24 protein-coding genes and 1 pseudogene are annotated in these 26,115 nt (G+C 70.6%); 20 read left to right on the top strand and 5 right to left on the bottom strand.

The genetic code is table 11. From position 1 onward, the window contains the following. Window positions 1–11: 11 nt before the first annotated feature. Window positions 12–818, top strand: coding sequence for a pyrroline-5-carboxylate reductase (gene proC / locus AC1DYG_RS08245; RefSeq protein WP_477639367.1), 807 nt, complete (start codon window positions 12–14; stop codon window positions 816–818). Window positions 819–982: 164 nt separating this feature from the next. Then, window positions 983–1,519 carry an N-acetyltransferase family protein gene (locus tag AC1DYG_RS08240; protein ID WP_477639366.1) on the top strand — a complete coding sequence of 179 codons (537 nt, stop codon included), beginning with the start codon at window positions 983–985 and terminating at the stop codon, window positions 1,517–1,519. A 107-nt stretch (window positions 1,520–1,626) separates the two neighbouring features. Here the strand turns inward: AC1DYG_RS08240 and AC1DYG_RS08235 are convergent, their stop codons facing one another. Further along, window positions 1,627–2,310, bottom strand: coding sequence for a potassium channel family protein (locus tag AC1DYG_RS08235; RefSeq protein ID WP_477639365.1), 684 nt, complete (start codon window positions 2,308–2,310; stop codon window positions 1,627–1,629). An 88-nt stretch (window positions 2,311–2,398) separates the two neighbouring features. On the opposite strand from AC1DYG_RS08235, the gene AC1DYG_RS08230 reads away from it, so the two are divergent. Both AC1DYG_RS08230 and AC1DYG_RS08225 read left to right on the top strand, forming a co-directional pair. Further along, entirely contained in the window at window positions 2,399–3,595 is a 1,197-nt protein-coding gene (locus AC1DYG_RS08230; RefSeq protein WP_477639364.1) for an acetoin utilization protein AcuC, read from the top strand. 214 nt (window positions 3,596–3,809) lie between these two features. Next, a pseudogene (locus tag AC1DYG_RS08225) lies at window positions 3,810–3,971 on the top strand (helix-turn-helix domain-containing protein); the annotation flags it as partial. Between the two features lie 48 nt (window positions 3,972–4,019). On the opposite strand, the gene AC1DYG_RS08220 reads toward AC1DYG_RS08225, so the two are convergent. After that, window positions 4,020–7,256 (bottom strand): M36 family metallopeptidase, encoded by a 3,237-nt coding sequence (locus AC1DYG_RS08220; RefSeq protein WP_477639363.1) that lies wholly within the window; start codon window positions 7,254–7,256, stop codon window positions 4,020–4,022. A gap of 276 nt (window positions 7,257–7,532) precedes the next feature. Here AC1DYG_RS08220 and AC1DYG_RS08215 point away from each other — a divergent pair, with 276 nt between their 5' ends. The 3 genes from AC1DYG_RS08215 to AC1DYG_RS08205 all read left to right on the top strand — a co-directional run bounded on the left by AC1DYG_RS08215 (window position 7,533) and on the right by AC1DYG_RS08205 (window position 10,222). After that, window positions 7,533–7,631, top strand: a complete 99-nt coding sequence (locus AC1DYG_RS08215; protein WP_003792170.1) for a 30S ribosomal protein bS22 — start codon at window positions 7,533–7,535, stop codon at window positions 7,629–7,631. Between the two features lie 186 nt (window positions 7,632–7,817). Beyond that, window positions 7,818–8,867, top strand: coding sequence for an SDR family oxidoreductase (locus AC1DYG_RS08210; RefSeq protein ID WP_477639362.1), 1,050 nt, complete (start codon window positions 7,818–7,820; stop codon window positions 8,865–8,867). Beyond that, window positions 8,867–10,222, top strand: a complete 1,356-nt coding sequence (locus tag AC1DYG_RS08205) for a lysophospholipid acyltransferase family protein (RefSeq protein WP_477639361.1) — start codon at window positions 8,867–8,869, stop codon at window positions 10,220–10,222. The genes AC1DYG_RS08210 and AC1DYG_RS08205 overlap by 1 nt, the downstream gene beginning before the upstream one ends. A gap of 7 nt (window positions 10,223–10,229) precedes the next feature. Here AC1DYG_RS08205 and AC1DYG_RS08200 read toward each other — a convergent pair whose 3' ends face one another. Both AC1DYG_RS08200 and AC1DYG_RS08195 read right to left on the bottom strand, forming a co-directional pair. Beyond that, a complete protein-coding gene (locus tag AC1DYG_RS08200; RefSeq protein ID WP_477639360.1) occupies window positions 10,230–11,402 on the bottom strand; it encodes a hypothetical protein in 1,173 nt (390 codons plus the stop codon). A gap of 171 nt (window positions 11,403–11,573) precedes the next feature. Beyond that, on the bottom strand, window positions 11,574–12,281 hold the full coding sequence (locus tag AC1DYG_RS08195) for a sigma-70 family RNA polymerase sigma factor (protein ID WP_477639359.1): 708 nt from the start codon (window positions 12,279–12,281) through the stop codon (window positions 11,574–11,576). Window positions 12,282–12,639: 358 nt separating this feature from the next. Here AC1DYG_RS08195 and AC1DYG_RS08190 point away from each other — a divergent pair, with 358 nt between their 5' ends. From AC1DYG_RS08190 to hemB, 6 genes are all read left to right on the top strand, one after another. After that, window positions 12,640–12,903, top strand: a complete 264-nt coding sequence (locus AC1DYG_RS08190) for a glutaredoxin family protein (RefSeq protein WP_477639358.1) — start codon at window positions 12,640–12,642, stop codon at window positions 12,901–12,903. A 133-nt stretch (window positions 12,904–13,036) separates the two neighbouring features. Continuing rightward, on the top strand, window positions 13,037–13,753 hold the full coding sequence (locus AC1DYG_RS08185) for a redox-sensing transcriptional repressor Rex (protein ID WP_477639357.1): 717 nt from the start codon (window positions 13,037–13,039) through the stop codon (window positions 13,751–13,753). Then, the gene (locus tag AC1DYG_RS08180) at window positions 13,750–15,060 is read left to right on the top strand and encodes a glutamyl-tRNA reductase (RefSeq protein ID WP_477639356.1); all 1,311 of its coding nucleotides are present in this window, start codon (window positions 13,750–13,752) and stop codon (window positions 15,058–15,060) included. Before AC1DYG_RS08185 ends, AC1DYG_RS08180 begins: the two co-directional genes overlap by 4 nt. Next, window positions 15,057–16,124: a hydroxymethylbilane synthase gene (gene hemC, locus AC1DYG_RS08175; protein WP_477639355.1), complete on the top strand. Its 1,068-nt coding sequence runs from the start codon at window positions 15,057–15,059 to the stop codon at window positions 16,122–16,124. The genes AC1DYG_RS08180 and hemC overlap by 4 nt, the downstream gene beginning before the upstream one ends. Beyond that, complete coding sequence (locus AC1DYG_RS08170; protein WP_477639354.1) at window positions 16,121–17,761, top strand: bifunctional uroporphyrinogen-III C-methyltransferase/uroporphyrinogen-III synthase; 1,641 nt, start codon at window positions 16,121–16,123, stop codon at window positions 17,759–17,761. Before hemC ends, AC1DYG_RS08170 begins: the two co-directional genes overlap by 4 nt. A gap of 6 nt (window positions 17,762–17,767) precedes the next feature. Further along, window positions 17,768–18,763 carry a porphobilinogen synthase gene (gene hemB / locus AC1DYG_RS08165; RefSeq protein WP_477639353.1) on the top strand — a complete coding sequence of 332 codons (996 nt, stop codon included), beginning with the start codon at window positions 17,768–17,770 and terminating at the stop codon, window positions 18,761–18,763. A 157-nt stretch (window positions 18,764–18,920) separates the two neighbouring features. Here the strand turns inward: hemB and AC1DYG_RS08160 are convergent, their stop codons facing one another. Then, window positions 18,921–19,454, bottom strand: a complete 534-nt coding sequence (locus AC1DYG_RS08160) for a YceI family protein (RefSeq protein WP_477639352.1) — start codon at window positions 19,452–19,454, stop codon at window positions 18,921–18,923. A 116-nt stretch (window positions 19,455–19,570) separates the two neighbouring features. Here AC1DYG_RS08160 and AC1DYG_RS08155 point away from each other — a divergent pair, with 116 nt between their 5' ends. From AC1DYG_RS08155 to ccsB, 7 genes are read left to right on the top strand one after another with little or no spacing between them, the layout of a single operon-like run. After that, on the top strand, window positions 19,571–20,128 hold the full coding sequence (locus tag AC1DYG_RS08155) for a MarR family winged helix-turn-helix transcriptional regulator (RefSeq protein WP_477639351.1): 558 nt from the start codon (window positions 19,571–19,573) through the stop codon (window positions 20,126–20,128). 45 nt (window positions 20,129–20,173) lie between these two features. Next, the gene (gene hemL / locus AC1DYG_RS08150) at window positions 20,174–21,517 is read left to right on the top strand and encodes a glutamate-1-semialdehyde 2,1-aminomutase (protein WP_477639350.1); all 1,344 of its coding nucleotides are present in this window, start codon (window positions 20,174–20,176) and stop codon (window positions 21,515–21,517) included. Between the two features lie 32 nt (window positions 21,518–21,549). Next, window positions 21,550–22,164 (top strand): histidine phosphatase family protein, encoded by a 615-nt coding sequence (locus tag AC1DYG_RS08145; protein WP_477639485.1) that lies wholly within the window; start codon window positions 21,550–21,552, stop codon window positions 22,162–22,164. Further along, on the top strand, window positions 22,161–22,763 hold the full coding sequence (locus AC1DYG_RS08140; protein ID WP_477639349.1) for a TlpA family protein disulfide reductase: 603 nt from the start codon (window positions 22,161–22,163) through the stop codon (window positions 22,761–22,763). The genes AC1DYG_RS08145 and AC1DYG_RS08140 overlap by 4 nt, the downstream gene beginning before the upstream one ends. A 42-nt stretch (window positions 22,764–22,805) precedes the next feature. Next, window positions 22,806–23,558 carry a cytochrome c biogenesis CcdA family protein gene (locus tag AC1DYG_RS08135; protein ID WP_477639348.1) on the top strand — a complete coding sequence of 251 codons (753 nt, stop codon included), beginning with the start codon at window positions 22,806–22,808 and terminating at the stop codon, window positions 23,556–23,558. 1 nt (window position 23,559) lies between these two features. Then, a complete protein-coding gene (gene resB, locus AC1DYG_RS08130) occupies window positions 23,560–25,161 on the top strand; it encodes a cytochrome c biogenesis protein ResB (protein ID WP_477639347.1) in 1,602 nt (533 codons plus the stop codon). Beyond that, the gene (gene ccsB, locus AC1DYG_RS08125; RefSeq protein WP_477639346.1) at window positions 25,158–26,111 is read left to right on the top strand and encodes a c-type cytochrome biogenesis protein CcsB; all 954 of its coding nucleotides are present in this window, start codon (window positions 25,158–25,160) and stop codon (window positions 26,109–26,111) included. Before resB ends, ccsB begins: the two co-directional genes overlap by 4 nt. Window positions 26,112–26,115: the final 4 nt, after the last annotated feature.

The following is a 26,115-nucleotide window of genomic DNA, read 5'->3' as shown; positions in this document are numbered from 1 at the left end:
AGACTGCCGTCATGGGAACTGTCGCAATCCTCGGGGCCGGCGTGATGGGCGAGACGCTGCTGTCCGGGCTGATCCGGTCTGGTCGAAGCGCGGACGAGCTCATCGTGACTGCTCGTCGGCCGGACCGGGCCGACCAGCTGGCCGAGCAGTACGGCGTGCGAGCCATGTCCAACATCGAGGCGGCTGAGGCGGCCGACACCCTGGTGCTGGTCGTGAAGCCGCAGGACATGGGTGGCCTCGTCGAGGAGATCCGCGACCACGTCTCGCCGGGCAACCTCGTGGTCAGCCTCGCCGCGGGCATCCCGACGACCTACCTCGAGCACCGGCTCCCCGCGGGGGTCGCTGTCGTCCGGGTGATGCCCAACACCCCTGCCTTGGTGGACCAGGGGATGGCGGCCGTCAGCCCGGGTCGCAGCGCCGACGCGGACCACCTCGAGGAGGCAGCCGAGCTGTTGCGCTCGTGCGGACGGGTCGTGCAGGTCGCCGAGAAGCACCAGGACGCCGTCACCGCCATCAGTGGCAGCGGACCGGCCTACATCTTCTACGTGGTCGAGGCGATGATCGAGGCGGGCGTCGTGCTCGGCCTGCCTCGTCCGACCGCCACCGAGCTCGTCGTCCAGACGCTGTTCGGTGCCGCGACGATGATGCGCGAGACCGGCCAGCACCCCACCGTCCTGCGTGAGCAGGTGACCTCACCCGGCGGCACGACCGCCGCCGCGCTGCGCCAGCTCGACGACCACAAGGTGCGAGCCGCCTTCATCACGGCGATGGAGGCCGCCGCCAACCGCTCGCACGAGCTCGCCTCGGGCAACGACTGACCGGTCGCCGACCCTCCCGATTGCCCCCGTCGAGACGGCGCGCACCGGCTCTGTCCAGCCGAGTTCGAGGTGGACCACGTCCTCGCAGAACTCACAGCGGGCTCTGGGTGAACACCCAGCAACCCACCTGACCGAACCCGCGCGGATCGTGCGAGAGTGGGTCCATGAGCGACATCACCGTGCGGTCACTGGGTGAGGACGAGTGGGAGCAGTACCGATCGGTGCGGCTCAGCGCCCTCGAGGATTCGCCCGACGCGTTCGTGGCGAGCGCCGAGGAGGAACGCGGCTACGAGGAGGAGTTCTGGCGCAACCGGATGCGCCGCTCCCAGCGACTGATCGCTGAGCGGGACGGCGCCCCGGTGGGCGTGGCAAGCATCGGCCAGGCCCGCCAGGAGGGCGAGAAGGACAACGACAAGGTCGCCGAGCTCTTCGGCCTCTGGGTTGCCCCGACTGCCCGCGGCACCGGCGTCGCCAGCCAGCTGGTGCAGGCCGGCGCGGACGCCGCTCGGCAGCAGGGCCGCAGCCACCTCGCCTACTGGGTGGGCGTGGACAACGGCCGCGCAGTGGCCTTCGCCAGCGGCTTCGGGTTCCGCCCCACCGACAACCGCCGGCCGATGCGGATCAAGGGCGACGACGACGCCGAAGACGAAGTCGCCATGGTGCTCCCCCTGGGCGAAGACCGCGGGGTCCCCAACCTCTGACGCTCCCCGGTATGCCGCGTGGCGCTATCTCATGCAAAAGGCGAGTTAGCGCCGCGGTCAGGCGGCGCTAGCTCGCCTTTTGCATGAGATAGCGCCGCGTGGGCGGCTCAGGGGCGCGACGCGAGGCGGTCGAGCAGGTCGGTGGGGCCGCTGACGATCAGGGTGTCGTGGGCGGTCACCTTGGTCTCGGGCACGGCATACGTGAAGTCGCTGCCCGGCGCCTTCACGCCCACGACGGTCACGCCGTACTTGCTGCGGATCGCGCTCTGCTTCAGGGTGAACCCGATCGCCTCCTGCGGCGGCTTCATCTTGACGATCGCGAACCCGTCGTCGAACTCGATGTAGTCCATCAGCTTGCCGTTGAGCAGGTGCGCCACCCGACGGCCGCTGTCGACCTCGGGGGAGATGACGTGGTGGACGCCGATGCGGTCGAGGATGCGGGCGTGCTCGGGGGAGAGCGCCTTGGCCCAGATCATCGGGATCTGCGCGTCCACGAGGTTCATCGCGCACAGCACCGACGCCTCGACCGAAGACCCGATGCCGACCACCGCGATCTGGAAGCTGCGCGCCTTGAGGTTGGCCACCGACTGGGGCTGGCTGGCGTCGGCCTGGACGATGCGGGTCACCTTGCCGAGGAACGACTCTGCCAGCTGGGGGTCCCGCTCGACGGCCACGACGTGGTGCCCTAGTCGCTGCAGCTCGATCGCCACCGCACCGCCGAACCGACCGAGGCCGATGACGAGCACGTCGTCCTCGTAGAGCTTCTTCGCCACTGCGGTCCTCCGCGGCATCGGGGATGGTGAGACCTCCCACGCTAGCGCGTCCCTGCAGGTGGGACCGTGCTGTCCGCAATCGCCCCTCGCCCGGTAGCGTCGGGCCATGCCCTCACAGGTGCGGGTGGTCTGGGATCCCGGCTTCACCGCCTACAACTTCGGACCGGGTCATCCGATGAACCCGGTCCGTCTCGACCTGACGGCCCGGCTCTGTGACGCGTTCGGCCTGTTCGATGCCGACGACGTGGAGGTCTTCTCGCCGGAGGTGCCCGCCGACGACGTCCTGGCCACGGTGCACACCGCTGACTACGTGGCGGCGGTCAAGGCGGCGTCGGCCGACCCGTCGTCGGCCGATCCGGCGTACGGCCTCGGCACCGAGGACGACCCGGCCTTTCCCGGCATGCACGACGCGAGTGCTCGGGTGGTCGAGGGCACCCGCCAGGTGTGTGCCGACGTCTGGGAGGGCCGCACGCAGCACGGCGTCAACTTCTGTGGCGGGCTGCACCATGCGATGGCGGGGAACGCCGCGGGCTTCTGCATCTACAACGACATCGCCGTGGGCATCCAGTGGCTGCTCGACCACGGTGCCCAGCGCGTCGCCTACGTCGACATCGACGTGCACCACGGTGACGGCGTCGAGCGGATCTTCTGGGACGATCCCCGGGTGCTGGCGATCTCGCTGCACGAGTCCGGTCGGGCGCTGTTCCCCGGCACCGGCTTCGCGGGCGACATCGGCGGCCCGAAGGCCCAGGGCGAGTCGGTCAACGTCGCGCTGCCGCCCGGCACGGGCGACTCGGCCTGGCTGCGTGCGCTGCACTCCACGGCGCTGCCCCTGGTGCGGGCCTTCAAGCCGGACGTCCTGGTCACCCAGCACGGCTGCGACACCCATGCCCAGGACCCGTTGGCCCACCTGGCCATGTCGGTCGATGCCCAGCGGGCGGCGGCGGAGTCGCTGCACCGGCTGTCCCACGAGGTCTGCGACGGCCGCTGGGTGGCCCTGGGTGGCGGCGGCTACGAGCTGGTGCAGGTGGTGCCGAGGACGTGGACGCACCTGACCGCGATCGCTGCGCACCGGCCGATCCCCTTGACCGAGCAGGTGCCGCAGGACTGGCTCGACCACGTCCGACAGGCGTTCGGTCGAGAGGGTCCACGCCGGATGGGCGACCTCGACCCTGCCGACGGTCCGATCTGGCACCAGCCGTGGGACATGGGGTACAACCCCCACGACGAGGTGGATCGGGCCATCATGGCGACCCGCGAGGCGGTTTTCGGACTGCACGGCCTGGACGTCTGGTTCGACTGACGACGCCCCAGCGAGGAGTGACACCGGCCCGGCGAGGAGTGACACGCTTGTGATTCACAGGACCCTTGCGGCGTGTCGACTGGACAAGTCCAACGAGTTTTCTCAGTTGGCTTCCCCACGAGTCACATCAGCCCCTACAGTTCCTTCTGCACGAGCGTAGAGGTCCGCCGGACGGGAAGCCGGCGATGCGCGCGTGTAGAAGATCGAGGTAATCATGTCCAACGAGCGACAGCTCGCCGAGGTGCGGTTCCTGACCGTTGCCGAGGTGGCCTCGATCATGCGCGTGTCGAAGATGACGGTGTACCGCATGGTGCACGCCGGAGAGCTTCCCGCCATTCGCGTGGGACGGTCCTTCCGGGTTCCGGAGGACGCCGTGGGCCGGGACGCGAAGTCCCGGCCCACCCTGTCCGTTGCCCGGGTCGGGTCAGCGGTTGTCGACCGCGGTGATGTCCACCTTCACGTTGGCGCCGGTGTAGAGCTGGGTCAGCAGGTAGACCGAGCCGGGCGGGATGACCGCCGACTCGTCGGCAGCCGACGTGGCCACCGAGCCGGTGAGCTGGCAGCCGCTGTCGAGGAAGTACAGGTCCAGGTCGTGGCCGGTCGCCTCGTCCGCGTCGCTGGTGCCCTTCACCGAAACCGAGTGCAGCCCGTCGGAGAACCCGAGCGGGAACTTCGTCACCCAGCCGTCGGCGCCCTGGCTGGCCGGCGGGAAGGTGCACGCGGTGTTCATCTCGGTGCCGGTCACGCCGAACACGTTCTGCAGGCCGGTCGGGTCACCTGCGGCCGGGTTGGGCGCGACGATCGAGCCCGAGTCGGTGTAGGCCGGGTCAGGCGTGACCGAGCCGTTGCCGACGCTCGCCCCTGACCCGAAGACCTCGATGTCCGCCACCTGGGCCGACGTCGTGGTGTCGCCCTGCACCGAGTCGATGAAGAACCGGACGTACCCCGCCTTCACCGGCTTCGCGAGGCTGAACGTCGCGAAGTTGAGGTCGGGCGCGGTGGGCCGCGGCGCGGCATACGCGAAGCCACCCGTGCGTGCGGTCGTCCAGCTGACCCCGTCGGTCGACGTCTGGAAGGTGAAGTCCTTGAGGGCGACGAAACGCGAGGCGTTGGTGGCCTTGAACGCGCTGACGCGCAGGCTGCTCACCGTGGCCGGCGCCGCCAGCTTCACCGTGACCCGCTGGTCCGGACCGGCGTTGTATGCCGTGGCGCCGGGCTTGGTCGACCACACCGATGCGGCGGTGTCGTCGAAGGCGAACTTCGCGGGGGCTCCGTCGTCCTCACTGGAGACGTTGACGACCTGCGCGCCCGCGGCCGTCGAGGCCAGGTTGGGGGCGAGCTTGATCGTCTTGGCCGTGTTGCGTCCTGCGGTCACGGCGAAGGCGTCGATGGTCTGCACGCCGAACCCGGGCGCCTGGATGGTCAGCGGGTAGGTGCCGGCGAGCGCCTTGATGCTGGCGCCGCCCGCGGAGCCGGTGCGCACGAGCGGGGTCACCCGCGCCTCGAAGCGTCCGAGGATCACCTTGGCGTTGTCGATCGGCTGGCCGGTGGTCGCGTTGACGAGCGTCAGCGCCACGGTGCCGTTCTTGGCCGCCACGGGGTGGTCGAAACCGGGAGTGGGGTCGGTGTCGTCGCCGGTGTCGGAGTGGGCACTGGCGCCGGCACCGCGCTTGGCGAAGACCGACCAGATGAGGTCGGTGTTGTCACCGTGGTACCGGTCGAGGTCCGCGGAGAGGATGCCGTCACGGGCGTCGAGGAAGCTCGGGTCCGGGGCGGTCAGGGGCATGCCGTCGGTGACCAGGCGGGCGGCCACCTCGGCCCCCTGCGTGGCGCCGTACCGTGCCACGAGGGCCTTGCGCAGGTCCCACAGGGTCGCGGTCCAGATCTCACCGTCGGCGTGCACCTCGGGTCCGGTCAGGTCGTAGCCGATGTCGCCGAAGGTCGTCGGGTTCTGGTCGTAGTTCCAGTTGCGGATGCCGCGGGTGGGGTTGCCGGTGACGTAGTCGCCGACGATCGGCTGGGTGAGCAGCCCGGCGTTGAAGCCGTGGTTGAGGGCGTACCAGTCGGACCAGCCCTCACCCATCGAACCCGCCTGCTGCGAGCCGAGCGCGCTGCCGCCCGCGACGTAGCGGGTCGACAGGCCGTGGGTGTACTCGTGCTGGATCACGCTCATGTCGAACGAGCCGTCGCGGTAGGGGCCCTCGAACGCGTCGTCGATGGGCTCCCACAGGAACATGCCGCTCCACGGCGGGATCCCGTCGTCGAGGGTGAGCATGTAGGCGTTGTCGCGGCCCGTGTAGGTCGGGTTGCCACCGGACGCGGCACCGGCCTGGACCAGTCCCCGGATCGGGTCCCCTCCCGAGCCGCCGTTGCTGCCGTTGTCGAGCTGGAAGTTGCCGGCCGTCTCGGTGAACCCGAGGGCGTAGTACTCGTCGTGGATCCGGTTGTGCTGGAAGAACAGGTTGGTCGCGGCGGGGTTGAGGTCCTCGGCGTAGGACGGGGGAACCGTCTGGCCCTTCGTGGCCGCCCACTGGTTCGTGTAGCTGTAGCTGAAGTTCCCGGTCGGGGCGACGGGACGCGGAGCGTTGTCCACGGGGCCGATGAAGTTGGACCAGTTGGCGTAGGTGTCGGCGTTGTTGCCGTAGGTCGTGACGCCCGTGCCGAGCAACCCGGTGGGGTCGACCCAGCCCTTGGGCGACTGCGTGGTCGGCCCGAACGACTGCTGCCGTGGCTGGCCGCCCTTGGCCGCACCCGGGTAGTTGTCGTAGACCGTGCCCTGCGGGTCGCCCTCGAAGTCGACGACCGAGGTCCGGTAGAGGGTGCGCCCGGTGGTGCCGTCGACGACGACCTCCCAGGCTTCCTGCGGGCTCTTGATGAAATACACCTTGTATGCCGCGACGGGGCCGGCCTTGGTCCCGAAGGTCACCTTCTTGACGTACGACGGGCCGCCGAACGGTCCCGCCGCGTAGGTCGTGTAGCCGGCCTGGGTGCCGCTCGCCTTCGGGGCGTAGGCCACGCCCGGGGCGAGCCCGCCCGCAACCTTGAGCAGGGCAGCTGCCTCGCCGAGCACCCAGCCGCCGGTGAGGTTCGCACCCGGCGTGGGGTCGCCGGCATACGAGAGCACCCTGCCGTCCTTGGTGACTGCGACGTTGAGGCGTCCGCCGCGCGCAGCGGCGACTCCGTCAGCGGTCTGCACGAAGTCCACGACGTGCGTGCCGGTGGTGGGCAGCGCGTGGTCACGGACCACGGCGAGCGAGTCGACCTCGGTGGTGGTCAGCCCGAACGCCGCGGCGTTGGCGCGCAGCCAACCACGGGCGACGTCGACGGCCGAGCCGCTGGACGCGGCGGTGAGGTAGCCGTCGGTGCGCACCGACCGCAACGTGCCGAACCGCTCGTCCCAGGTGGCGCGGGTTCCGCTGCCGGCCTTGGCGATCAGCGCCGAGGCGGCGGTGCGGGCGGACGTCGTGGGCACGACGGCGTCCTTCACAGCCCGGGTGTCGAGGGTCTTGGTGAGTGCGTCCACGGTGTCCCCGAGGGCGGGGAGGACCGGTGCGCCGGGAAGGGCGGCGGACGCGCTGGACAGGGGGAGCACGGTGGCGACCGCGGTCAGCAGGCACACCCCGATTCCCAGTGGTCTGACAGCGGGGTGCTTGCGGGACATGGTCGACGTCTCCTGCGCTCTGCGGGCCCTCGCTGGCCCGGGTGGCCTGACAACGAGACGTCGGCGTGAGTGGTTACTGGCAGGTCATGTCGGGCTGGCGCCCCCGTGGTGGCGGATCCCCGCCACGTGCTGACCGGCTTGCCGTGTCCGTCGGCCTCGCCGGGACGTGGGTTTGGGTTGCGGGGTCGCAGGCCGCTAGAGTGACGTCCACAGTTCGGCGTGGTGCGTTGGTTCGTTGCCCCGTCCGGCAACACCGACCACGATCAAGAGGACACCATGGGCTCTGTCATCAAGAAGCGCCGCAAGCGCATGGCGAAGAAGAAGCACCGCAAGCTCCTTCGCAAGACGCGCCACCAGCGTCGCAACAAGAAGTGATCGAGGGCCCCCGCTGAGCGGGGGCCTTTTGTCTTGAGCGGGGAGTGGGACTGCGAGTGGGGTCGGCCGAAAGTGTGACGAGGCCCGCGTCCATGGACGGCGCACCCCCGTCGGCATCGGCCTTGCTCTCGGTAGGGTTGGGACGGGTCGCGAGCTTCGCGCCCATCGGACCCACCGGGAGGGATCGTGGCTGATGTCGTCCTCGTGACGGGCGTCTCTCGCTACCTCGGCGGGCAGTTCGCCAGGGCCCTGACCCAGGACCCCACGGTCAAGCGCGTCATCGGCGTCGACGTCATCCCGCCGCCGGGGGACATCGGCCGGGCCGAGTTCGTCCGCGCCGACATCCGGAACCCGATGATCGGCAAGATCATCGCGCAGTCCGAGGTCGACACCGTCGTGCACATGAACGTCATCGCCACGCCGACCCACGCCGGTGGCCGCACCTCGCAGAAGGAGATCAACGTCATCGGCACCATGCAGCTCCTCGCTGCGTGCCAGAAGGCGTCGAGCATCAAGCGTCTCGTCGTGAAGTCGTCTGCGGCCATCTACGGTTCCAGCCCGCGCGACCCGGCCATGTTCACCGAGGACATGGGCCCGAAGTCGTTGCCCAGAGCGGGATTCGGCAAGGACTCGGTCGAGGTCGAGGGCTACGTCCGCGGCTTCTCGCGTCGCCGTCCCGACGTGGAGATCTCCATGCTGCGCTTCGCCAACATCATCGGCCGCGGCATCCGCACGTCCCTGACCGACTACTTCGCCCTGCCCGTCGTGCCGGTGCCCTTCGGCTACGACGCCCGCCTGCAGTTCGTGCACGAGAGCGACGCCATCGGCTCGCTGCTGCTCGCCACGACGGGCCCGAGCACGGGCATCACCAACATCGCCGGGGACGGTGTCATCACCGTGAGTCAGGCGGCCGGGATGGCCGGTCGACCGATCATCCCCGTGCCGATGCCGGCGGCCGGCATCTTCGGCAACCTGGTGAAGCGGTCCGGACTCGCCGACTTCAGCAGCGACCAGATCCAGTTCCTCGCCTACGGTCGCGGGCTGGACACCCAACGGATGCGGGAGGTGCTGGGGTACGAGCCCGCCTACACGACCCGAGCTGCCTTCGCGGACTATGCGCAGGGCGTCGGCTCAGCGATACCGGGGGCGGGGATGTTCGGGTCGGCCGTCACCGGCGCCGCGGAGAGTGCCGCCGGCGCGATCAGCCACGTGTGGGCTGCAGGGAGGAACGACTGATGGCCGCGACACCCAGGAAATCGGTGAAACCCGCCGCCCGCAAGGATGCTCTCGCGGCGGGTGCCGCACGCGCGTCGGGCGAGCGCGCCAAGCGACGCAGTACGCCGCTGATCGCGTCGGCAGACCCGGGCAGGCCCATGGTCGAGGCCGCAGGCGACACCTCTGGGTCGACCGCGCCCACGACGGCCAGCGGCAAACACCGCCCACGGCCGGTGGCCAAGTCGGTGCCGACCGGCAAGGCGGTGTCCCGTTCCGGTGGGCGCACCACCCAGCCCAGCAAGCCCGCCAAACCCACCCGGCCACCGCGTGAGCTGACCGGTGCGGCCACGCCGAGCACGCGGCATACCGCGGAGTCGAAGGTGCGGACCCTCAAGGCGGTGACCGACGAGACCGTGGTGCCGATCGACGTCGTGGAACCGGCAGCCTCGCGGAGCATCGCGCCGGGCGTCGAGGAGCTGCTCACCGCGGGCATCGCCGCGGTTCGGGTCGCGTCCGAGGCGGCGGGGATCTCGTCGGACGACGTCGAGCGCCACATCGCGTCGCTGCTGTCGTTCCTGCGCCGGCGCGTGACGGGCGACTACACCGTCGACGAGTTCGGCTTCGACGAGGACTTCACCAGGCACTTCTACCTGCCTGTGCTGCGCCCGCTCTACCGCTCGTGGTTCCGGGTCGAGGTGCGCGGTATCGAGAACATCCCCGCCGAGGGTGGCGGCCTGGTCGTCGCCAACCACTCGGGGACCATCGCGATGGACTCGCTGATGACCCAGGTCGCGGTCCACGACGAGCACCCGGCGCACCGCCACCTGCGGATGCTGGGCGCCGACCTGGTCTTCCAGACGCCCGTCGTCGGGCAGGTGGCCCGCAAGTCGGGTTCGACGCTGGCCGCGAACCCCGACGCCGAGCGGCTGCTGTCCAGCGGTGAGCTGTGCGGGGTCTGGCCCGAAGGCTTCAAGGGAGTGGGCAAGCCGTTCAGCGAGCGCTACAAGCTCCAACGGTTCGGGCGAGGTGGCTTCGTCTCCGCCGCGCTCAAGACGGGCGCGCCGATCATCCCGTGCTCGATCGTCGGCGCCGAGGAGATCTACCCGATCATCGGCAACATGAAGACCGTGGCCCGACTGCTCGGTGCGCCCTACGCGCCGATCACGCCGACCTGGCCGCTGCTCGGTCCGCTCGGACTGATCCCGTTGCCCAGCAAGTGGATCATCGAGTTCGGCGCACCGGTGGAGACCGCTGACCTGGGGCCGAACGCCGCCGACGACCCGATGCTCGTCTTCGACCTCACGGACCAGGTGCGCGAGACGATCCAGCAGACGCTCTACTCACTGCTCATGCAGCGCCGGTCCGTCTTCTTCTGACGCGAGATCAGGGGAGCGTGACCGTGGCGCCGGGCAGGGTGACCGGGCCGAGGGTGCTGCTCGGGACCGTGGCGCTGGCGCCTCCGGTGCCCAGCGAAGCCGACGGCAGGGGCACGGTGGCGCTGGCCGAGGCCACTCCCGGCACGGAAGCGCTCACGGTCGGCAGACCCACGCTCGCGCCACCCGTCGACAGGCTGGCGCTGCCGCCGCCGCCGCCAACCACCGCTCCGGAGCTGCTCGAACCGCCGGGCAGCACACCGCCCCCGGGGGCGGTGACGGCCGTACTGGGCACGGTGATGCCACCCGACGTGCCGCTGGTGGGTGACCCGGAGGGGCCCGAGGTGGTCGCGGCGCCCGGGAGCGAGCTCGGGCCGAGCGTCGACGAGAGGTTGTCGCTGCAGGAGCTGCCGCATGCAGCGATCCGCCGCGACGTGCTCTCCTGCGTGTCGCGCAGCAGGGCCTCGAGCTGACCGAGCGTCGGCAGCGATGGGGCGGGTACCTCCGCCTTCAGGGCGTCGATCTGCGGGAGAGCCCGCTCGGTGAAGTCGTGCATGGCGATCAGGGACTGGGGGTTGCCGGTCGCGGCATACGAGGTGTCGAGACCCTGCCGCCCCTTGCGCACGGAGTCGATGGCTCCCTCGAGCGCGACGTTGACGTCGGTGGGGTCCTCGCGCTCGAGCTCGGACAGCTGACGGGCGTCGGAGATGTGTCCCTGGGCCTGGGACAGGTAGGTCTGGCCGCGGTCGAAGTCGTTGTCGGCGAGCCGGACGGCCACCCCGTCGAGCCAGCTCTTGACGGGGTACAGCGCGTCGCCGGGCACGGCGCTGCGGGAGACGGCGCCCACGATGCCTCCGACGAGCAGCGCCGAGGCGGCGGCTCCGGCGACCATGCGGGGGAGGCCGCGACCCACCAGGACCACGACAGGGGTGTTCCGGGAGGCGGCACGACGGGCGGCCGCGGCCCTGGCGGCGACCGGGCTGGGTGCGGGCATCCGCGCGGCTTCGGCCATCAGCCGGTCGCGCAGGGTCGTGACGAAGGCGGCGTCCGGCGCCGGGATGGTCGGGACGAGGTCCACGAGATGGCGGCTGGTCTCGACGAGCTCGACGAGGTGCGCGTCGGTGATGCGCTCGCCGTCGAGGGCGCGCTGGAAACGGTCTGCCGAACGGTTCAGTACTGGCATGTCGGCTTCTCCCTCCCCAGCCCTGCGGTGTTCCCTGCAATCTTCCCGGTGATGGTGCTCCCGGTGTCCCCGGTCATGATGTCCCGCATCATGTCCCGGTCATGGTGTCGTGCTGAGAACGAGCGGCAACGCCGGAAGTTACGCGTCGCGACGTAGCGAAACTCGTGGGTTTCAGATGTCGACATCGGCGAGCTCCCGGTGCAGGGCCCGCACGGCGCGGAGCTGGAGCTGCTTGACGGCACCCTCGGACTTGCCGAGGACCTTGGCGGTCTCCGCTAGGGTCAGGCCCTGCAGGAACCGCAGCACCACGCACTCGGCCTGCTCGGGCTTGAGCCCCTTGACGGCGGCGAGGAGGCGCTGGTCGCGCAGTCGGTCTAGCACTTCCTGGTCGGGTGCGTCCACGCGCCGGTCGGCGTCGAGCATGTCGGCGGTGGTGACCTCCATGCGGAAGCGCGCCGACTTGGCGTTGTCGGTGATCAGGTTCCGGGCGATGGTGATGAACCAGGCCGCGATGTCGCGGCCCTGCCAGGAGAAGGAGTCCATCCGGCGCAGCGCTCGCAGGAAGGTCTCGGAGGTGATGTCCTCGGCCAGCTGCTTGCCGCCCACGCGCACGTAGACATAGCGGTAGACCACGTCGACGTAGCGTTCGTAGAGCATCCCGAACGCCTCGGCGTCGCCCCGCTGGGCGAGCTCGACGAGGGCGGAGATCCGTTCGAAGTCCTGCGGCGCCTCGCCCGGGCCGAAGCCGGCGCGCGCCGCCGAACCGCCGCCGGCGCCTCCGTGGCCGCCACCGGACAGGGTGCCGGCCGTGCCCGCCTCTCCAGCCAGGCTCAGCAGCACCCGCAGGGTGCCGAGGAAGTCCGCGGTGGCCGCTCCCATGCCGTGGTCGCCCGCCGTGGCGTAACCGAGGGCCGGGCGGCTCGTTGCCCAGATCGGAGCGTTGCCACCAGCAGGTTGACCGGCCCGGAGGGCAGCACGAGGGACCGCGAGTCGTCTCGCGGCGCTGCGTGGTGCACGAATCCGGATGAGGGCCTCCTGACCCGACAGTTTCCCCGATATCTGCCAGATTGTCAGGAGACCTGCGACACATCCCGGTATGCCGTGGTGTCCAGCGGGTCGCGTGGGTGCATTGGGGCGCGTGGGGCGAAACCCCCGCGGCGCCCTTTCCGCAACCTGAGCACCCCAGGGGGCGCCCAGATTGCGGAAACGAGGCGACCACCCGGCATACGCTGCAGGTGTGTCCCGAGACTCCACGGCCGCCGCCCGCATCACCCTGGTCAGCAAGCCGGGCTGCCACCTGTGCGAGGAGGCGCGGTCCGTCATCGAGCGCGTTGCCGCCGACCTGGGGGTGGGCTGGGTGGAGCTGTCGATCGAGGACGACCCGGCACTCAAGGAGCAGTACTGGGAGCAGATCCCGGTCACCTTCGTGGACGGGCGCCAGCACGACTACTGGCGGGTCGACGAGACCCGGCTGAGGAGCGCGCTCACGAGCACGAGGTGACGTGGCTCACGTGCCTGGTGAGACGGTCGCTTGTGACTTTGTGCATCCGTTCACAAAAGCGTAATCTGGCCAGGCTCCCATCCGCCCCAGCCAGGCGCGGACTGCCCGTGATGAGAAGGAGCCGGAAGAGACTGTGTCTGCCGACCCGAGCGCCCGTCGGGGTATTCCCGACGCCACGGTCGCACGGCTACCCGAGTACCTCCGCGCCCTGACCGGCTTCGCGGAGCGCGGGATCACGTCGGTGTCCTCCGAGGAACTCGCCTCGGCTGCCGGTGTCCGCAGTGCCAAGCTCCGCAAGGACCTGTCCCACCTCGGGTCCTACGGCGTGCGCGGGGTCGGCTACGAGGTCGACCACCTCGCCTACCAGATCTCCCGCGAGCTCGGCCTCACCCAGGACTGGCCCGTCGCCATCATCGGGATGGGAAACCTCGGCCACGCACTCGCGGCCTACAGCGGCTTCGCCACCCGGGGGTTCCGCGTCGTCGCCCTGCTCGACCAGGACGACACCCTGCTGGGGCAGGAGATCGCCGGGATCACCGTGCAGCCCATGGACGCCCTCAGGTCCCTGGTGGCCGACCAGGGCCTGGCCATCGGGGTGATCGCGACGCCCGCTGCCTCGGCGCAGGACGTCGCCGACCAGCTCGTGGCCGTCGGGGTGCGCTCGATCCTCAACTTCGCCCCGTGCGTGCTCGCCGTGCCCGAGGACGTCGACGTTCGCAAGGTCGACCTCTCGACGGAGCTGCAGATCCTCGCCTTCCACGAGCAGCGCAGGGCACTCGCGGCCGAGGGTGCGCTCGACCACGTCGCCGAGGGCGCGCTCGACCACGTCGCCCTGGCGGTCGGCCGATGAGCCTGGTCATCCTGGGCCTGTCCCACCACACCGCGCCGCTGCCCCTCCTCGAGGCCATGTCGCTCGACGCCGAACGCCGCCGGGCGCTCGCCGCCAGCCTCACCGGCCGCGAGAACCTCACCGAGGCGATCGTCGTGTCCACCTGCAACCGCACCGAGGTCTATGCCGAGTCGATGACCTTCCACGGCGCGGTCACCGACATCTCGGACGCGCTCACCGAGGTCACCGGCGTGGGTCGCGACGAGCTGCGCGAGCACCTCTACGTGCACTACGAGGACCGCGCCATCGCGCACGCGTTCACGGTGGCCTGCGGTCTGGACTCGATGGCGGTGGGTGAGGCCCAGATCCTCGGCCAGATGCGCACCGCTCTGCGCGAGTCGCAGAAGTCCGGACATGCCGGCCCCGCGCTCAACACCCTTTTTCAGCAGGCCCTCCGGGTCGGTAAGCGGGCCCACACCGAGACGGGGATCGACGCCGTGAGCGTCTCCCTGGTCGAGGCGGGCCTGGCTCGCGCCGAACGCGAGCTCGGATCCCTGGCCGGGCTGAAGGTCCTCGTGGTGGGTGCCGGCGGCATGAGCTCCCTGGCCGCCACGACCGTCTCGCGCCGCGGCGCCGCAGGACTCACGATCGTCAACCGGACGCTGGCCAAGGCGGTCCGCCTGGCAGAACGCACCGGCGGCGTCGCCCGACCGCTCGACGACCTCTCTGCCGCCCTCGCCGGCGCCGACGTCGTCATCTCGTGCACGGGGTCGACGGGCGTGGTCGTCGACCTCGCGACGGCGGGGGATGCCCAGGTGGCCCGCGCCGGGCGCCCGCAGGCCTACATCGACCTCGCCCTTCCTCACGACGTCGCCCCCGAGGTCGCCTCGCTGAGCGGGGTCACCCTCGCCGGGCTGGGCGCGCTGGGCGAGGAGCTCTCCGGCGGCCAGGCCCCGCCCCAGGTGCGTGAGGTGGCGGACCTCGTCATCGGTGAGGTCGCGGCATACCTCACCTCGCGGGCGGCCGAGACGGTCGCGCCGACCGTGGCCGCGCTGCGGTCGCACGCCGCCGACGTCGTCGCCGGCGAGCTCAACCGACTCGACCAGCGGCTCCCCGACCTCGACGACGTCGCTCGCGCCGAGGTCCAGCTCGCCATCCACCGCATCGTCGAGAAGCTGCTGCACACCCCGACCGTCCGCATGAAGGAACGCGCCGTGGGCGGTGAGGGCGCCGACTACGCCCAGGCCCTGCGCGACCTGTTCGACCTGCGCCCCGGCGAAGCCGTCACCGCGTCCGTGCCCCCGCCCGAGCGTGGAGGTATGCCGTGAGCGCACCTGCCGCTGCGCCCCTCGCCCTGCGCCTGGGCACCCGCCGCAGCCCCCTGGCCACCACCCAGTCCACCTGGGTGGCAGACCTGTTGCGCGCCCAGGGGCACACGGTCGAGCTCGTCGAGATCGTCACCGAGGGCGACACCTCGACCGCCTCGCTCGCCTCGATCGGCGGCACCGGCGTGTTCGCCGCCGCGCTGCGGCGGGCCCTGCTCGCGGGCGAGGTCGACCTTGCCGTGCACTCGCTCAAGGACCTGCCGACCACACCCGAGCCCGGCCTGGTCGTGGCGGCCCTCCCGCTCCGTGAGGACCCACGCGACGTGCTCGTCTCCTCCGGTGGTCGCACCCTGGGTGAGCTCGGCGAGGGGGCGGTCGTCGGCACCGGTTCGCCGCGCCGCGTCGCCCAGCTCGCGGCCCTCGGACTCGGGCTGTCGTTCAAGGACATCCGCGGCAACGTCGACACCCGCATCGGTCTGGTCAGGGACGGCGCCCTCGACGGTGTCGTGCTGGCCCGCGCGGGTCTGGCCCGGCTCGGCCGGCTGGCGGACGTCGCCGAGGCGATCGACCCCCTCCAGATGTTGCCCGCCCCCGGCCAGGGCGCGCTCGCCGTGGAGTGCCGGGCCGACGACGCCGCCACGCGCGTCGCGCTCGCGGTCCTCGACGACCCCGACACCCGCGCATGCGTGACCGCCGAGCGTGCTGTCCTCGCGGCGCTCGAGGCAGGCTGCTCGGCGCCGGTCGGAGCCCTGGCCGAGATCGTCGAGGGTGAGGACGGGCTCGAGCTGTCCCTGCGAGCCTTCGTGGGTGCCGTCGACGGGTCGTTCGACCTGCGCCGGTCCCTCGTGGGCGGCGTCGACGACGGTGCGGCCCTCGGGCGCCGACTCGCCGCCGTGCTCCTCGAGGACGGCGCCGACCTCCTCAAACCGCAACCTGAGCGCCCCGGAGGGGGCCCAGGTTGCAAGACCCCAGACCCAGCCGGGGCGACCGGACCTGATCCGATCGCCGGCCCCGACAGCAGCACCGACCGCATACCCGAACACGACAGCACGGAGCGTGCACTGTGAGCCCCACGCGCTCGACCCAGCCCACCACCCACCAGACCCCTCGTCAGAGCCGGGTCCCGGGACGCGTCGCCTTCGTCGGCGCCGGCCCCGGCGACTCCGGACTCATGACCGTGCGGTCCCTGGAGTTCCTCGCCGCAGCAGACGTGGTCGTCATCGACCAGGTGGCTCGTGAGGACGTCGTTGCCCGCTACTGCCGCGCCGACGTCGAGATCATCGACGCCGGCCACGGTGAGCACGGGCAGCCGCTGACCCACGCCATGCGGGCCAAGCTCGTCGTCAAGGCCGCCAAGTCCGCCACCGGCGGCCTGGTGGTCCGGCTCATGGACGGCGACCCGGGCACCTTCAACGGCCTCGCCGAGGAAGCCCTGGCGTGCCAGAAGGCCGGCATCGGGTTCGACATCGTGCCCGGCGTCAGCGCGGTCTCGGCCGTGCCTGCCTATGCGGGCATCCCGCTGACCTCGAGCAGCTCACCGGCAGTGCACGTGATCTCCGCCAACGACCGGCACGTCGACTGGTCGGCCTCGGTGGCCGACTCCGTCACCGTGGTCCTGCTCGGCCAGCCCGAGGACCTCGGCGTCGCGCTGGGCAAGCTGCTGGCCGCAGGTCGGTCGGCCGACAGCCCGGTTGCCCTCACCGAGCGGGGCACGACGATCCGACAGGCCACCCGCGTCACCACCCTGGGTGAGGTCGCCAAGGTCATGAAGACCCTGGAGTTCCCCGCCCTCGCCGTGGTGGGCACGACCGTGGCGCTGCGCGAGAACCTCTCCTGGTTCGAGACCAAGCCGCTGTTCGGCTGGAACGTCCTGGTGCCCCGCACCAAGGAGCAGTCCGGCTCGACCATCGCCCGGCTGGAGTCCTTCGGCGCGACGGCCGAGGTCGTCCCGACGATCTCGGTCGAGCCGCCGCGCACGCCGCAGCAGATGGAGCGTGCGGTCAAGGGTCTGGTCACCGGTCGCTACGAGTGGATCGGGTTCACCTCGGTCAACGCCGTCAAGGCCGTGCGGGAGAAGTTCGAGGAGTTCGGGCTCGACGCCCGGGCCTTCGCCGGACTCAAGATCGCTGCAGTCGGTGGCGTGACCGCCGCCGCGCTGCGCGAGTGGGGCATCGTGCCCGACCTCGTGCCTTCCGGTGAGATGTCGGCCAACGGGCTGCTCGAGGAGTGGCCGCCGTTCGACGAGGTGCTCGACCCCATCAACAGGGTCTTCCTCCCGCGCGCCGACATCGCCACCGACACCCTCGTCGCAGGCCTGCAGGAGATGGGCTGGGAGGTGGACGACGTCACGGCATACCGCACGGTGCGCGCCGCTCCGCCGGCCGCGCACATCCGTGAGGCCATCAAGGGTGGACAGTTCGACGCGGCCGTCTTCACGTCGTCCTCGACGGTGCGCAACCTGGTCGGCATCGCCGGCAAGCCGCACCCGTCCACGGTGATCGCGTGCATCGGCCCGGCGACGGCCAAGACGGCCGAGGAGCACGGCCTGCGGGTCGACGTCCTCGCGCCCGAGGCGTCGTCCGACTCGCTCGTCGACGCGCTGGCCGACTACGGCCTGGGGCTGGCAGCAGCTGCCGCCGAGGCCGGCGAGCCGGTCGTGCGCCCCAGCGCCAAGAAGTCCGCGTCACGCCGTCGGGCGAAGTAGTAGCCCGTGACTGACCACTCGCACTCGACGGGGCCGGTGATCCGGCCCCGTCGGCTGCGGCAGTCGGTGGCCATGCGGCGGCTCGTGGCCGAGACCCGGCTCGACCCGGCCGAGCTGGTGCTGCCGGTCTTCGTGCGCGAAGGCATCTCGGAGCCGGTCGCCATCTCGGCGATGCCGGGGGTCGTCCAGCACACGCTGGAGTCCCTCGTGGGCGCCGCCCGCGAGGCGGCGGACGCGGGGCTGGGCGGGCTGATGCTCTTCGGGGTGCCGTCGGCCAAGGATGCGGTGGGTTCGGGCGCCGATGACCCGGACGGCATCCTCAACGTCGCCCTGCGTGCGGTCGTCGACGCCGTGGGGAGTCGGATCGTCGTGATGGCCGACCTGTGCCTCGACGAGTTCACCGACCACGGCCATTGCGGAGTCCTGTCCGAGGACGGCCGGGTGGACAACGACGCCACCCTCGACCGGTATGCCGCGATGGGCCTGGCGCAGGCCCGCGCCGGCGCCCACGTGCTCGGACTCTCCGGAATGATGGACGGCCAGGTCGCGCACGTCCGGTCGGCCCTCGATGCGGAGGGCTTCACCGACACCGTCCTCCTCGCGTATGCCGTCAAGTACACCTCGGGTCTGTACGGCCCGTTCCGCGAGGCGGTCCAGTCCTCGCTCGTCGGTGACCGGGCGACCTACCAGCAGGACCCCGCCAATGCCACGGAGGCGCTGCGCGAGCTCGCGCTCGACATCGCCGAGGGCGCCGACATCGTCATGGTGAAGCCGGCCGGGCCGCACCTCGACATCGTGGCGGCTGCTGCGGCCGTGTCGACCGTGCCGGTGGCGGCCTATCAGATCTCGGGGGAGTACTCCATGATCGAGGCGGCCGCGGCCAACGGCTGGATCGAGCGTGACCGGGCGATGATGGAGTCGCTGCTCTCCATCCGCCGCGCCGGCGCCCAGGTCATCCTGACCTACTTCGCCGTCGATGCGGCCCGCCTCCTGCGCCCCTGACCTCTCCTGCAACCTGGGCACCCCCTGGGGCGCTCAGGTTGCAGGAAGGAGCCGGGAGGGGTCGGGCATGACGAAGGGCCGGTTCCCCCGAACCGGCCCTTCGTCAGTCTGTGCAGCCCAGCGCGGGCTCAGTGTTGCTGGGTGTTGCTGGGTTCGGTCAGGCGGCCTTGGTCAGCTGGATGTCCAGGTTGAGCTTGACCTTCTCGGAGACGAGCACGCCGCCACCCTCGAGGGCGACGTTCCAGCCCAGGCCCCAGTCCTTGCGGTTGATCTCGGTGGAAGCCTCGAAGCCGGCCTTCTCGGTGCCCCACGGGTCGGTGGCCAGCCCGGTGAAGTCCAGGTCGAAGGTGACCGGCTTGGTCACACCCTTGATCGTCAGGTCGCCGGTGAGCGAGTCCGGGGTGACCTCGGTCGAGGTGAAGCTCATGGTCGGGTTGGTCTCGGCGTCGAAGAAGTCGCCCGACTTGAGGTGGGTGTCGCGGTCGGCGGAGCCGGTGTCGACGGAGGCGATCTGGGCGACGGCTGTCACCTGGGAGTCGGTGATGTCGTCGCCGACCTTGACGGTGCCCTCGAACTCCTTGAACTGGCCGCGGACCTTCGTGACCATGAGGTGACGGGCGACGAAGCCGATCTCGCTGTGCGAGGCGTCGACGGTCCAGGTGCCGGTGGGGAGGTCGTTGATGCTTGCCATGGGGGTCTCCTGTGGTGGTGGGTGCGACCGGGCAGTTCCCGAACGCTTCATCTCTTCGAACATAGCAGACCTCATTTATATTTCAACTAACTGCCGGGATGACATACTTCACGCTCATGAGCACCCCCACCGGTGAGCCGCAGTGGCTCAGCGACGACGAACAACGGGCTTGGCGTGCCTATTTGCGGGGTAGTCGCCTGATCGAAGAGGCCCTCGACCGCGACCTCCAGTCGCACGGCGTCCAGCTGACCGAGTACGAGATCATCTCCATGCTGTCCGAGAGCCCGGGGCGCCGCCTGCGCATGTCGAGCATGGCCGACCTCGTGGTGCAGTCGCGCAGCCGCCTGACCCACACGGCCTCGCGGCTGGAGAAGCGCGGCTGGGTCGTGCGCGAGTCCTGCCTCGACGACAGGCGGGGGGTGGAGCTGGTCCTGACCGAGGCCGGGTGGCAGGCGGTCCAGGACATGGCCAGGGTGCACGTCGCCAGCGTTCGTCGCGCGGTCATCGACTCCGTGCCGGCGCCACTGTTCAAGGCCCTCGGCGAGGCGATGGACGCGATCCGGACCGCCCTCGCGCCGGGCGGCGACGAGGGTGGCCACCCGGCGGTGGCCCGCGAGGCAGTGGCACACGAGGCCCACACCCAGGTGGACGCCCGGCGGGTCGGCAGCGCCTGACCCCCAGGGGCACAGGCACTCAGGTACGGCTGGGACACTGGCCTCATGACGGCATACCCCTACGACGCACCGGCCTCGCAGGCGCTCCTCGAGCGAGCCCTGGCCGTGACGCCCGGTGGCGTGAACTCGCCGGTCCGCGCCTTTCGCGCCGTGGGTGGGACGCCGCGGTTCATGGTGTCCGGCCGGGGGCCCTACCTCACCGACGCCGACGGCCGTGAGTACGTCGACCTGGTCTGCTCGTGGGGGCCGATGATCCTCGGCCACGGTCACCCGGAGGTCCAGCGGGCGGTCAGCGAGGCCGCGGCCAAGGGGTTCTCGTTCGGCACCCCCTCGGAGAACGAGGTCGCGCTCGGGGAGGAGATCGTCCGGCGGGTGGCTCCCGTGGAGCAGGTGCGCCTGGTCTCCAGCGGCACCGAGGCCACCATGAGCGCCATCCGCCTCGCGCGCGGCTACACCGGCCGGTCCCTCGTGGTGAAGTTCGCGGGCTGCTACCACGGACACGTCGACTCGCTCCTGGCGCAGGCCGGCTCGGGCGTCGCGACGTTCGCGCTGCCGGACTCGGCCGGGGTGCCCAAGGAGATGGCCGCCGAGACGATCGTGCTGCCGTTCAACGACCTCGACGCCGTCGAGGCAGCCTTCGCCGAGCGTGGCTCCGAGATCGCGGCCCTGATCACCGAGGCGTCCCCCGGCAACATGGGTGTCGTCCCGCCAGGCCCGGGCTTCACCGAGGGGCTGCGTCGCATCACGGCCGCCCACGGCGCGCTGCTCATCTCCGACGAGGTGATGACGGGCTTCCGGTGCAGCGAGGCCGGCTGGTTCGGCCTCGAGGCAGGGGAGCAGGGGTATGCCGCCGGCTCACCCGACCTGTTCACCTTCGGCAAGGTCATGGGTGGCGGTTTCCCTGCCGCCGCCTTCGGCGGACGGGCCGACGTGATGGCGCTGCTCGCGCCGCTCGGGCCGGTCTACCAGGCAGGCACGCTCTCGGGTAACCCGGTCGCGACCGCCGCCGGGCTGGCCACCCTCCAGCACTGCACGCCCGACCTCTACGCCCGCCTCGGCGAGGTGGCCGACTCGCTCACTGCCGGCCTCGACGAACACCTGACGGCAGCGGGCGTCCCGCACGTCGTCCAGCGGGCCGGGAGCATGTTCAGCGTCTTCTTCCGTGACGGCCAGGTGACCGACTATGACCAGGCCCGGGCCCAGCACGTCCCCGCGTTCGCGGCGTTCTTCCACTCGATGCTGAGCCAGGGGGTCTACCTGCCCCCGAGCGCCTTCGAGTCCTGGTTCGTCAGCGGAGCCCACGACGAGGCAGCCGTCGATCGGGTGCTGGCGGCGATCCCGGCCGCGGCGTCGGCTGCCGCCGAGGCGTTTGCGACAATCGACTCGTGACCAGCGCAACCGACCGCACCGTGGTGCACCTCATGCGCCACGGGGAGGTCCACAACCCCGACGGCGTCCTCTACGGACGGCTCGACGGCTACCACCTCTCCGACCTCGGTCACGAGATGGCGCGCACGGTGGCCGACCATCTCGCCGACCACGACGTCACGCACGTCGTCGCCTCCTCCCTGCTGCGCGCCCAGGAGACCGCCGCACCGGTCGCCGAGGCACACGGCCTACCGATCACCACGGACGACCGCGTGATCGAGGCGGGCAACTCCTTCGAGGGCGAGCGGGTCGGCGGGATGAAGCCCCTGGACTTCGTCCGCCCCGCGCACTGGTCCAAGCTGGTCAACCCGCTGCGGCCGTCGTGGGGTGAGGCCTACTCCGAGATCGCCGAGCGGATGTCCGCCGCGATCGCCGACGCCAGGGCTGCCGCGCGTGGCCACGAGGCCGTCATCGTGTCCCACCAGCTGCCGATCTGGACCGCCCGCAATGCGCTGATGGGCAAGCGGCTGTGGCACGACCCGCGCAAGCGCGAGTGCCGCCTCGCCTCGCTCACCACCCTCACCTACGTCGGCGACGAGCTCGAGTCGATCACCTACTCCGAGCCTGCCGTCGCCTTGCTGGCCCAGTCCCACGGCGGCACCGGATGACACGCCTCGGTATGCCGCGTGCGGCAGTGCTGCTCGCGGCGCCCCTGCTCGTCCTGACGCTGTCCGCGTGCACCGAGGACCCGAACTCCATTGCGGCGCAGGCGAAGTCGGGGAACCAGCAGGGCTACGTCTCCCAGGACGGCGCGTTCGAGACGATCCCCGTGGCCAAGCGCCAGAAGCCGGTTGCCCTGACCGGCACGACGCTCGACAACCAGCAGTGGTCGTCGCAGGACGTCGTGGGCAAGGTCGCCGTGCTCAACGTCTGGGCGTCCTGGTGCCCGCCGTGCCAGAGCGAGGCCCCCGAGCTGAAGAAGGCTGCCGAGCAGATCGCCGCGGCTGACAAGCCGGTTGCCTTCATGGGCATCAACTACCGCGACAACGCCGACTCGGGTCGGTCGACGGCGAAGCGGTGGGGCATCCCGTTCCCGTCCCTCGACGACCCGGCGGGCCTGACCATCCTCGCGTTGCAGGGCAAGGTGACCGCACCGCCCACCACACTCGTGCTCGACCGCACCGGACGCATCGCCGCCCGCGTCAGCGGCGAGGTGAAGGCGTCGACCCTCACCGGGCTGGTCGACGACGTCCTGGCCGAGCAGTAGACCCCCGACGACTGACGACTGATGACTGGTAGCTGACGACTGATGACTGCTGACGCGGCGAACGCAGTGACCTCCGGCGCCCTGCCGGTGGCGATGGCGGTCGCCCTCCTCGCCGGCCTGGTCTCATTCGCGTCGCCCTGCGTGCTGCCGCTCGTGCCAGGGTTCCTCGGTTACGTGACCGGGCTGTCCGACGAGACGCTGGAACAGCGCAAGCGGCACCGGATGGTGCTCGGTGCGCTCCTCTTCGTCCTGGGGTTCACGGTGGTGTTCATGGCCACGACGGCCTTCATCGCCGGGGTGGGTGCCAGTCTCATCCGGCACCGTGAAGTGCTGATGCGGGTCGGGGGAGTGCTCGTCATCCTGATGGCGTTGGTCTTCATCGGGGCAGGCTCCCAGCGCGAGCTCAAGCTGCACCTTCGTCCGGGATCCGGGCTCGTCGGAGCCCCGTTGCTGGGCGCCGTCTTCGGCCTGGGCTGGGCGCCCTGCACCGGCCCCACCCTGGGTGCGGTCACGGTGCTGGCCACGGCCACCGGCAACGACTCGGCGGTGACGAGGGGGATCGTGCTGGCGCTCGTCTACTCGCTCGGTCTCGGCCTTCCCTTCCTTCTCATCGCCGCGGGCTACGAGCGCTTCGGCCGGGTGTCCGCGTTCCTGCGCAAGCGGCAGCGCGGCATACAGCTCTTTGGCGGTGCACTGTTGTTCGTCGTCGGGATCCTGCTCGTGACCGGACTGTGGGAGTCGATCACCCGCCACGTGCAGACCACGCTGGTCGCGGGATTCCGGACGGTGATCTGAGGTGACCGACTCCATCACCCAGCCCCGGCTGGGCCTGGTCGGCTGGCTGCGCTGGATGTGGCGGCAGATCACGAGCATGCGGACGGCGCTGTTCCTGCTGCTTCTGCTCGCGATCGCGGCCCTGCCCGGCTCCATCTGGCCGCAACGCAGCATCGACGCCGCGCGGACGGCGCAGTACATCGCCGACCACCCGGACGCGGGACCCTGGCTCGACAGGCTCGGCTTCTTCGAGGTCTACGCGTCCCCGTGGTTCGCGGCGATCTACCTGCTGTTGTTCATCTCGCTGGTCGGGTGTGTCCTGCCTCGGAGCAAGGTGCACTGGAAGGCCATGCGGTCCTCACCGCCCAAGGCTCCGGCCCGGCCGGCCCGTCTGCCCGCCGGCGGCACGGTCGAGGTGGCCGGCACGCCCGACGCGGTCCTCGATGCGGCACGGGACGTGTTGCGCGGCAAGCGGTTCCGCACCGTCAACCACGACGAGACGTCGGTCAGCGCCGAGAAGGGCTACCTCAAGGAGACGGGCAACCTGGTCTTCCACCTGGCGCTGATCTTCGTGATCGTCGGGGTCGCGATCGGGCACCTGTTCGGCTGGAAGGGCGACGTGATCGTCCCGGTCGGTGAGTCGTTCGCCAACACGATCGGGAGATACGACACCTTCAGCCCGGGCCCCCTGGTCGACCCGACCAAGCTGTCGCCGTTCCAGCTCACGGTCGACCAGCTGGACGCGACCTTCGAGGAGACCGTCACCGGACGCGGGCAGTTCGGCCAGCCACGGGACTTCACTGCCCACGTCACGACCAAGGCGACTCCCGGTGCGGCCGCGAAGAAGTCGACGATCAAGGTCAACCACCCCCTGGAGATGGACGGCGCCGGGGTCTTCCTCCTGGGCAACGGCTACGCCCCCGTCGTGACGGTCCGCGATGCGAAGGGCACCAGCATCTACCACGGCGCGACGCCCTTTCTGGCCAGGGACAACAACTACACGTCCGTCGGGGTCATCAAGGTGACCGGGGCCGAGCCCGCCCAGCTCGGCTTCTCCGGACTCTTCCTGCCCACTGCCGTCATCGACAAGGAGAGCGGTCCGATCTCGGTCTTCCCCGACGCGAAGAAGCCGGCTCTCGCCCTGACCGCCTACGAGGGTGACCTGCTGCCCGGTGGACGTCCCCAGTCGGTCTACGTCCTGGACATCGCCGAGCTCACCCAGCTGAAGAACGACAAGGGGGACCCGCTGCGGATCTGGCTCGAGCCGGGTCAGACCTACCAGCTGCCCGGGGGGCGCGGGAGCATCAGCTTCGACGGCGTCGAGCGGTTCGCCGGACTCTCCATCCGTCACGACCCGGGCAAGTTCGTCACGCTGGCCGCCGCCCTGCTCGCCCTGGCCGGCCTCATCGCCTCGCTGGTGATCCGGCGCCGACGGGTGTTCGTGCGGGTTTCCCCCGCCACGGTGCCGGGTCGTACCGTGGTAGCCGTCGGCGGCCTCGCCAAGGGTGACGACGACGGACTCCAGGACGTGGTGGACCGGCTGGTCGCGACCTTGGGGACCAGATTCGACACCGACGCGGCGCCTGAACCCGAGCTGGACAGCAGATTGGACGCACGAGGATGACCAACGAGAACCTGGCGGGCTACGCCAACCTCAGCCTCTACTCGGCGATGGCTGTCTTCACGATCGCCATGGTGTGCCATGCGATCTACCTCGCAGCCCTGCTCCCCGCCCGCGACCGGCTCCTGACCGGTGCGGCCGACCGCGAGCTGGTCGGTGCCGGGGCTCCCGTGCCGGCCGAGGCGCCCGCGCGGCCGGAGCTGTCCGCGCGAGCGGCCAAGGCGGCCGGCATCGCGTCCAGCACCACCTGGCTGGGTGGCTTCCTGCTCGTCCTCTCGGTGCTGCTGCGCGGCCTCGCGGTGCACCGCTGGCCGCTGGGCAACATGTTCGAGTTCGCCGTGATGGGCTCGATGTTCACCGTGCTGGCGTACTCGATCTGGTCGACGCGGCGCGACCTGCGCTGGCTGGGGCTGTTCATCACCGGTCCGGTGCTGCTCATCCTCGGGATGGCCGTGGCGGTCTGGTACACCGAGGCCGCCGAGCTGATGCCGTCCCTGCGCAGCTACTGGCTCGTCATCCACGTCACGGTTGCGACGCTCGCCACCGCCGTCTTCACCATCGGGGCGGCGCTGACCGCTGTCTACCTGCTCAAGGACGCCTTCGAGCGGTCGGGTCGCCGCAGCGTGCTCGACCGGTTCCCGGAGACCGCATCCATCGAGCGCACGGCCTACAGCCTGCACATCGTGGCGTTCCCGTTGTGGACCTTCACCCTCATCGCCGGAGCCATCTGGGCCCGCCAGGCGTGGGCGTCCTACTGGAACTGGGATCCCAAGGAGGTCTGGACCTTCGTGATCTTCGTCGTCTACGCGGCCTACCTCCACTCGCGGGCGACCAGCGGCATCACCCGCCAGACGGCCTCCTACATCGCCCTGGCGGGCTACGCCTGCATCATCGTCAACTTCGCCGTCGTGAACGTCTTCTTCGTCGGCCAGCACTCCTACTCAGGGCTGTAAGGAT

Source organism: Pedococcus sp. P1_H8 (assembly GCF_056405175.1).
The sequence above is the reverse complement of the archived record's forward strand: the minus strand, read 5'-3'. Positions and strand labels throughout refer to the sequence as shown.